A 7,403-nucleotide genomic window follows, 5' to 3' on the forward strand; every position below is an offset into this window, starting at 1 on the left:
TACAAGGACGACATCGATCCCTGGCGATTTCGGACCAGCGACTATGAGCGCGAAAAATACGACGCAACAATCGGTGCCCTCGCCAAGAAACGCTATCGTCACGGCCTGGAAGTCGGCTGTTCCATCGGCGTGCTGACGGCGATGTTGTCTGCGCGATGCGAGCAACTGCTGGCCATCGATGCCTCCCCTACTGCGATTGCCGAAGCCAAGCGAAACGCCCCTTCCCGCGTGGAATTCAGGGTTGCGACCGTTCCCGGCGATTTTCCGGACGGAATTTTCGATCTCATCGTGCTGTCGGAGGTCTTGTACTATTTCTCTGCCAATGACTTGAACAGCATCGCCGAACTCTGCGTGTCCAAGCTCTCGTCAGAGGGAGAGATCATTCTATGCCATTGGCTTGGCGAGACCGATTATCCGCTGACGGGACACCAGGCCAGCGATCTTTTCGCGGCGACAGTGGCGACGCGATTGCCGTCGCGGAAGATTTTGCACGATGCAATCTATCGTCTCGAACGGCTGTCTGCGCGGGCGTCTGACGCAAGTGACGCAGGATAAACCGCGCGAGGGCAATCTGACGCGGCAGCTGTGACGGCCGAAGGGGGGCGGCGCGCTTGAGATGCGCGCCGATCAGGTCCCATGTGTCAGCAAAAGCCCCAGTGCCGGTGTCATGCACCGAAGATCCGGGCACGACACGCTCGCAAGCCTCCGCCATCCGTCCCTCGCGGCAGGCGCGCCGCAGGAAGCCCCGGACCATGGCACGACGGAAAGTATACAGGGCGGGCTCCAGTTCGTCGTCGCAAATGGCATCAGGCACATCGCGCCGATGACGCATGGTATCGGCCGCACCGCCCGCCGCCCTTCCGTCGAGCCGGCCCGACGTCATAACGGCGACATCGAGCGCATGCCTCACCTTGAAATTCCGCCGGTCCAGAAGTTGCGTGAACGCGACGTCCTCGCCGAGCGCTTGCGGTGGCAGCCCGCCGACCGCACGATAGGCCCGCAACGTCACGGCAAGGCTGGACCCGGAAGACACCCGATGATTTGGCCAGGGATCATGCGATCGAGGATCGCACCGTGCATAGATTTCGGCAACCAGTCGCAGATAGCTATCCTCGAGCCGTCCGCGTTCGAGGAAATTTGGCCCGAGACGAACGATTTCAAGCGGCTCCGCATCAATGGTGCCGGCAACGCAGTCCACGCCGTCGCGGAAGTGATGGTACGTATTGGCAAGCCAGGTGGGTGCGACCGTGCTATCTGCGTCCGTCGTCAGGATTATGCCCTCTGAGCAATCGGAGAGGCGCTTTGCGGCCTCGTCCATTGCTAAGCGGCGCGCACCGCCAGCGGTCGCGCTGCCTAAGGCCAGATCGACTTCGATCACGGTAAGCCGGTAAGGCAGCAACGCAGCATAGGCGCGCGCGAGTTGCGCTGTCTCATCCGTGCAATTGTTCGCAAGCAGCACAACCTGAAACGCACGGGCGACGGGCGCACCCAGGCTATCGCGTTGCATCGCTAGCGCAGCAAGGCATCGTTCGATCCGCCCCGCTTCGTTCCGGGCAGGTATTGCAACAATGGCGGGAAGAGGCTGGAACACGGTGATCAGCAATGGTCCAAACAAAACTTTGCGTGGTTAAAACCCTGACTGCTAATTCCCCATCGGCGGCCATGTTCCGCGGTACTCCAGGCCATGCGCTTTGCCGCGGATCGGCCCGTAACGGCTCAATAAGGCTTCTGCTCAACCGGCCGGTTCCTTCCTCGCGAAGCCTCCTGGCGAGTCGATCTGCCACTTCTAATCGTCGTCTACCGGCATTTCCTCGCGATATTCGCCGCCGAGAGTCAGGCCCTCGATCGTGGTGGCGCCTTTCGACTTGATGACGCGGCGGAGCGGGACCGCGCTCTCGCTTCGCAAGGCCTCCATCAATTGCTCCGAGTGGGTGACGATCCAGATGTCGGCGCGGCTCGATGCCTTGGCGATCAGCCGGGCCAACGGTGCCAGCAGCGACGGATGCAGGCTGGTCTCGGGTTCGTTCAGCGCGATGAACGGTGGCAGCCGATAGCCCATGAAGACGGCGAGCAGACAAATGTATTTCAGCGTGCCGTCGGACAGTTCATGCGCCTCAAACGAACGCGGCATATCCTCGAGTTGCAGATCGAATTCACACGCGCCGTTTCTTTCCCACGCGCGGAGCTCGGCGCCCGGGAAGGCATCCTGGATCGCGTCCTGCAGGTCGACAGCGTCATCCCTGATGGCAAAGAGCGTCGCCAGTGCAGCGGCCAGATCGCTACCGTCGGCACTGAGCGAGGGCGTCGTGATCGCGAGGCAAGGCTTTCGTATCGGCGACGCCGGATCGGTGCGAAAGTCGTGATAGAAGCGCCAGCCCAGCATTGCGCTCCTGATCAGATCGATTTCGGGGCAGCTCTTGCTGTCGGAGAAGCCCGCAAGCGCCGGCTCGGACGGCAGCACAGCATCCTTGTGACTGCTCCATGCGCCGCTGTCGCTGCGGACGCTGACGAGCGAATTCTTCCGCTCCATCAGCAGAACCGTTCGTTTGCCCTGCGTCGCCTCGATTGTCTCTTCCTTGATCATCGGCTCGCCGGTAAACGCTGCCTCAACCGGGCTGGGAAATCCGATCTCAATGGAATATTTCAGGCGATCGAACCTGGCCGACAATCGCAGTCGTCCATCCTCGCCCCGTTTGCGGATGCCTGACCAGCAGACCGAATTCAGTCCGCCCTCCTCGGCGATCGTGCGCGTGATCCGCCCGGCCGCCGCGTCGCGCAACAGCGACAGCGACTTGTAGAGATTGGATTTGCCGACGCCATTTTCCCCCACGAAGACGGACAGGGGGTGGATTGGGAGGGAGAGCCGCCGGATCGAGCGATAGTTCGAAATCGCAATATCGGTCAGACGCATCAGGCACTCTCTTCAATCCAGGGATGCAGTCTGGATCGGCACCTCCGGGAAAGCAAGCTCTCGGCTCGTCATTCCGGGGCGCGCCTCTTGGCGCGAGCCCGGAATCCCTTCATCAACCGTGAATGCGGCCCGATGGATTCTAGATGCGCAATTGCGCATCATAGCTCGTGCTTCGCACGCCCCGGAATGACGGACCGGTACGTCAGTGGCCCGAGTGCGCCCGCGCCGGCCGGCCGTGCGCTTCAGCTTCCTTGGCAACTTTCGGCTCCCTGTCCCCGCCCAGCACGCGCTGCACCGAGACGAAGAACACCGGCACCATCAACAGTGCCAGGATCACCACCGCGATCATGCCGCCCATCACGACGCTGCCGAGCGCCTGCTGGCTGGCGCCGCCGGCACCATGGGCGATCGCCATCGGCAGCACGCCGCAGATGAAGGCAAGGCCGGTCATCAGAATCGGGCGGAAGCGCAGGCGGCAGGCTTCGATGGTGGCTTCCACCAGTGGCTTGCCCTCTTTCCGCAGATCCTTCGCGAACTCGATGATCAGGATGGCGTCCTTCGCGGCGAGTCCGATGATGGTGATCAGGCCGACGGTGAAATAGACGTCGTTGGGCAGGCCGCGCAGCATCGCGGCGACGACGGCGCCGACGATGCCGAGCGGCACGGTCAGCAGCACCGCGAGCGGAATGGTCCAGCTCTCGTAGAGCGCGGCGAGGCACAGGAACACCACGAAGACCGAGAGCGCGAGCAGGAACGGTGCCTGCGAGCCCGACAGCTTTTCCTGAAGCGACTGTCCGGTCCATTCGTAGCCGAATCCGCGCGGCAGGCGGCCGGCAAGCCGCTCCATCTCGGCGATCGCGTCGCCCGAGGTGAAGCCGGGCTTGGCTTCGCCGGAGATGCGCACCGCCGGATAATAGTTGAAGCCGGCGATCTGGGTCGGGCCGCGGGCCCATTCGATCGTGGCGAAGGACGAGAACGGCACCAGCTGGCCGCGGCTGTTCTTGACGTTGTAGTTGAGAATGTCCTCGGTGCGCATGCGGTCTCTCGCATCCGCCTGCACCACGACGCGCTGCATGCGGCCGCGGTTCGGGAAGTCGTTGATGTAGTTCGAGCCGAGATTGGTCGAGATCGTGTTGTTGATGTCCTCGAAGGTGACGCCGAAGGCGCCGGCCTTCTCGCGGTCGATGACGAGATTGACCACGCCCGCCTCGGGCAGGCCTTCGATATAGACCTTCTGCAGCACCGGGCTGGCATTGGCTTCCGCGATCAACTGATCGGCGGCGCGCATCAATTGTTGATAGCCCTTCTGGCCGCGGTCCTGGAGACGGAAGGAGAAGCCGGAGGAGTTGCCGAGATTGTCGATCGGCGGCGGCTGCAGCGCCGAAATCTTCGCATCGCGGATCGACGAGCCGAGGTCGCGGTTGACGTCGTTGACGATCGCGGCCGCGGAGTCCTGCGGGCCGCGCTCCGACCAGTCCTTCAAGGTGATGAAGGCCTGCGCGGTGTTCATGCCCTGGCCGGAGAAGCTGAAGCCCGTGAGGAAGGTGACATCTTTGACACCCGGCCGTGCGGCGAGGTATTTTTCGACCTTCTCGATCACGGCCTCGGTGCGGGCATAGGACGAATCCGACGGCGTCTGCACGTCGGTGGTGATGAAGCCCTGGTCATCGACGGGCAGGAAGCCGCCGGGCAGATTGATGAAGGCCCAGGACAGACCGACAAGCAGCGCCGCATAGACCAGCATCAGGCGGCCGGTACGGTTCAGCGAGAAGCCGACGGTGCGCGAATAGCGTTCCTTGGCACCTTCGAGCATGCGGTTGAACCAGCCGAACACCCGGCCAAAGACGCCCGGTTTCGCATGGCCATGGCCGGCCTCGACGGGCTTGAGCAGCGTCGCGCACAAGGCCGGCGTCAGCGACAGCGCCAGGAACGCGGAGAAGCCGATCGCCGCGACCATGGTGACGGAGAACTGGCGGTAGATGATGCCGACCGAGCCGGGGAAGAACGCCATCGGCACGAACACCGCCATCAGCACCAGGGTGATGCCGATGATGGCGCTGGTGATCTGCGACATGGCTTTGCGCGTCGCTTCCTTCGGCGGCAGGCCTTCCTCGGCCATGATGCGCTCGACGTTCTCGACCACGACGATGGCGTCGTCGACGAGGATACCGACCGCGAGCACCATCGCGAACATCGAGAGCATGTTGATGGAATAGCCGGCGAGCAGCAGCATGGTGCAGGCGCCCAGCAGCGCCACGGGCACCACGATCGTCGGGATGATGGTGTAGCGGATGTTCTGCAGGAACAGGAACATCACCACGAACACCAGCACCACCGCCTCGATCAGCGTCGTCAGCACCTTCTTGATCGAGGCCTCGACCACGGGCGTGATGTTGTAGGGGATCGCGTAAGTGATGTTGGCCGGGAAGAAGCGCGACAGCTCCTTCATCTTGGCTTCGACCGCGCTCGCGGTCGCCAGCGCATTGCCGGTCGGCGACATCAGCACCGACAGACCCGCGGTCGGCTTGCCGTTGAGACGCGTGTTGAACTGGTAGCTGAGGCCGCCGACCTCGACGCGCGCGACATCGCGCAGGCGCACGGTCGACCCGTCGGCATTGGCGCGCAGGATGATGGCGCCGAATTCGTCCGGCGAGGAGAGCTGCCCCTTAACCAGCACCAGCGACGAGGTGCGCTGGTTGGACGTCGAAGGTTCGGCACCGATACTGCCGGATGCGACCTGCGCGTTCTGCGCGGCGATGGCCTTGTTGACGTCGTCGGCCGTGAGACCATAGCCGACGAGCTTGGCTGGATCGACCCAGACGCGAAGTGAGCGCTCGGTCGAATAGAGCGTGGCGCGGCCGACGCCGGGAATGCGGCGGACCTCACCGAGCACGTTGCGGATCATGAAGTCGCCGAGGCCGACCTCGTCCAGGCTGCCGTCGGTCGAGCTCAGCGTGATGATCTGAAGCACCGCGCTGGAGGCTTCCTCGATCAGGATGCCCTGCTGCATCACCGCGCGCGGCAGGCGCGCCTCGACGCGCTTGATGCGGTTCTGCACCTCGACCGAGGCGTCGTTGGTATTGGTGCCCGGCTGGAAATTGGCGATGATCTCGACCTGGCCGAGCGAATCGCTGGTCGATTCGAAATTGAGGATGCCGGAGGCGCCGTTGAGCTCCTCCTCGATCAGCCGCGTGACGCTGTTGTAGAGGTTTTCCGGCGAGGCGCCGGGATAGCTGGTCGAGATCGAGATCGAGGGCGGCGCGATGATCGGATATTGCGCGATCGGCAGCAGCGGCACCGCGATCGCGCCGATCAAGCAGATGAACAGCGCGACCACCCAGGCGAAGATCGGCCTGTCGATGAAGAAACTCGGCATTGGCCGTTTTATCCTCGTTGTTTCGTTAGACCCTCATGGAGAGGAACGCGGAACGCGCGCTCCGGACGATGCTGCGCATCGCCGCGAGACCATGAAGGCCCGGCTCTCGCCCGCGGCCATCCTTCGAGACACCCGCTTTCGGCGGGCTCCTCAGAATGAGGACGACACTTGCGGCGCGAGCACTACCGCGTGAGCTGCTGGGCGTGCCGGTTGTCCGCGGTCGCGTCCGCCTCCGACCAGGATTGCGGCTTGACCTTGTCACCTGCCGCGAACTTCTGGAACCCTTCGACCACGACCTTGTCGCCGGGCTTCAGGCCTTCGGTGACGAACCAGTATCCGTCCTGCACGGAGCCGGTACGCACCGGCTGCACCGCAATGTGGTTATCGTCCTTGACGACGAACACTTCGCTACCGCCGCCGCCATTGCGCTGGATCGCCTGCTGCGGCACCGCGATGGCATCGGAATCGAGCCCCTGGTCGAGGCGGACCCGGACATACATGCCAGGCAGCAGTTCGCGCTTGGGATTACGGAACTCGCCGCGCAACGTCACCTGCCCGGTGTGGGCGTCGACCTTGGCGTCGGAGAATAGTAGCTTGCCCTCGAGCGCATAGATGGTGTTGTCGTCGAGCACCAGGCGCACCTTGGCGGCATCCGAAGCGATGCGCTCGAGGTCTCCGCTCTCGAAGGCCCGGCGCAGCTGGTTGAGCTCGTTCACCGACTGGGTGAAGTCGGCATAGATCGGATCCAGCTGCTGGATGGTGGCAAGATTGGTCTCGTTCTGGACGGCGAGCGCGCCCTCGCTGACCAGCGCCGCACCGACCACGCCGTCGATCGGCGCGCGCACGGTGGCGTAGTCGAGATTGAGTTTTGCCCGCGCGAGCTCCGCCTTGCGGCCCTCGACCTCGGCATGGGCCTGGCGCTCGGCCGCGATCGCCTTCTCGTTCTCGGCTTCGGGGGCCGCGCGATCCTTGGTGAGGGCAGCGATACGATGCGCCTGCTGCCTGGCCTGCATCAACCCCGCTTCGGCCTTGGCCAGCGCGGCCTCATTGGCCATCACTTCGACCTCGAACGGACGCGGATCGATGCGATAGAGCGGATCGCCCGCCTTGACCTCG

General features: G+C 63.7%; 4 protein-coding genes and 1 pseudogene. 1 reads left to right on the plus strand and 4 read right to left on the minus strand.

The window, feature by feature from the left end:
- The coding region (locus JHD07_RS05680; protein WP_291619864.1) for a class I SAM-dependent methyltransferase at window positions 1–555 on the plus strand (555 nt) is incomplete at its 5' end.
- A 373-nt stretch (window positions 556–928) separates the two neighbouring features.
- On the opposite strand, the pseudogene JHD07_RS05685 reads toward JHD07_RS05680, so the two are convergent.
- The 4 genes and pseudogenes from JHD07_RS05685 to JHD07_RS05700 all read right to left on the minus strand — a co-directional run.
- Window positions 929–1,507: pseudogene (locus JHD07_RS05685) on the minus strand (glycosyltransferase); the annotation flags it as partial.
- Between the two features lie 279 nt (window positions 1,508–1,786).
- The gene (locus tag JHD07_RS05690; RefSeq protein WP_291619865.1) at window positions 1,787–2,911 is read right to left on the minus strand and encodes an AAA family ATPase; all 1,125 of its coding nucleotides are present in this window, start codon (window positions 2,909–2,911) and stop codon (window positions 1,787–1,789) included.
- A 202-nt stretch (window positions 2,912–3,113) separates the two neighbouring features.
- Window positions 3,114–6,287: a multidrug efflux RND transporter permease subunit gene (locus tag JHD07_RS05695; RefSeq protein ID WP_291619867.1), complete on the minus strand. Its 3,174-nt coding sequence runs from the start codon at window positions 6,285–6,287 to the stop codon at window positions 3,114–3,116.
- A 182-nt stretch (window positions 6,288–6,469) separates the two neighbouring features.
- Window positions 6,470–7,403: efflux RND transporter periplasmic adaptor subunit (locus JHD07_RS05700; RefSeq protein WP_291619869.1), on the minus strand; the 934-nt coding region annotated here is incomplete at its 5' end.

Source organism: Bradyrhizobium sp. (assembly GCF_016462955.1).
Classification (GTDB): Bacteria; Pseudomonadota; Alphaproteobacteria; order Rhizobiales; family Xanthobacteraceae; genus Bradyrhizobium.